The following is a 1,471-nucleotide window of genomic DNA, read 5'->3' as shown; positions in this document are numbered from 1 at the left end:
CTTGCGAGGAACCCCAGGGCTTCAGCCCTGGGAGGAATCGCATCCTTGTGGTTGCGGCGCGGAGCGCCGCGGTATCGCTGCTGGGTGCACGGTCGCGGAGCGGCCGGGGGTCGTCTCCGGCGGAGCCGGAGGGATGGTGCGCGGTGACGGGTTCACCCGGTCGGGTGATCAAGGGGGAACATGCGGTGGGTGGTCGTACGTGTGTGTACGTTGGGTGATCGTGAAGCTGACAGTGCAGGTGAGACTGGTGCCGACGCCCGAGCAGGCGGCGGCACTCGAGGCGACTCTGCGCGCCTGCAACGAGGCAGCCACCTGGGCCAGCGGTGTGGCGTTCGAGAAGGACGTGAAGCGGAACTTCGCGCTGCGTGAGCACACCTACGGCGAGGTCAGGGCGCGGTGGGGGCTGGGGGCGCAGGCCGCCCAGCACGTGATCAGGAAGACGTGTGACGCGTACGCCACGCTGAAGGCGAACCTGACGGCGGGGAATCTGGGCAGGCCCGGCTCGAAGCGGTACCGGAAGGCCACCGGGAAGCCGATCGTCTTCCGGCCGGAAGGGGCGCAGCCGTACGACGACCGGATGCTGTCCTGGCAGATCGGCGGGCGGCGGGTCTCGGTCTGGACTGTGGCCGGGCGCGTCAAGGACGTGGCCTTCACCGCCTCTGCGGAGCAGTTGGCCATGCTTGCCCTGTACCGCAAGGGCGAGTCGGACCTGCTGTGCCGGGACGGCATGTGGTTCCTGTCGGCGACCTGCGAGGTCCCCGAGCCCGAGCCGAACACCCATCCGCGCGATTTCCTCGGCGTCGACCTGGGCATCGTCAACATCGCCACCACCTCCGACGGCGAGATCATGGCCGGACGCGAGATCAACCGCGCCCGCACCCGGGAACGGACCCTGCGCACCAAACTCCAGAAGAAGAACACCCCGTCCGCCAAGCGCCGCCTGAAGAAGCGCAGGCGCAAGGAGGCGCGACGGGCGAAGGACATCAACCACAAAATCGCGAAGCATGTGGTGGCCGAGGCTGAACGCACCGGTCGCGGGATCGCCCTGGAAGACCTGACGGGCATCCGTGAACGGGTACGGCTCCGCAAGCCCCAACGGGCCACCCACGCCGGCTGGTCCTTTCACCAGATGGGGGCATTCATCGCGTACAAGGCCCGCCGGGCGGGAGTGCCGGTGGTGTACGTCGATCCGGCATACACCTCGCGCACCTGCGCCGAATGCGGGCACATCGACAGGGCGAACCGGGTCTCCCAGGCCTGGTTCGCGTGCCGGTCCTGCGGATTCGTTGATCACGCAGACCGGAACGGCTCCCGCAACATCCGCGCCCGTGCGTGGGAGTTGCGGCGACGCGGGGCCCCGTCAACGGCCCCCGCCCCACCACCGCGCCAGCGGGACGGGGCTGGACGCGAACGCAGCACCATCGCCAGTGGTGCCCGTTGCGCAAGCCCGACGCTTTAGCGCCGGGTAGTT

General features: G+C 69.1%; 1 protein-coding gene. It reads left to right on the top strand.

All coding sequences use genetic code 11. The features are described 5' to 3' along the window. Nucleotides 1-220: 220 nt before the first annotated feature. Entirely contained in the window at nt 221-1,459 is a 1,239-nt protein-coding gene (locus KN815_RS05775) for an RNA-guided endonuclease InsQ/TnpB family protein (RefSeq protein WP_216340659.1), read from the top strand. The last annotated feature ends 12 nt before the right edge of the window (nt 1,460-1,471 follow it).

The sequence above is a fragment of the Streptomyces niphimycinicus genome, assembly GCF_018883605.1.
In the GTDB taxonomy this organism is placed as follows: domain Bacteria; phylum Actinomycetota; class Actinomycetes; order Streptomycetales; family Streptomycetaceae; genus Streptomyces; species Streptomyces niphimycinicus.
Note: the sequence above shows the minus strand (reverse complement) of the source record. Positions and strands in the feature narration are given on the sequence as shown.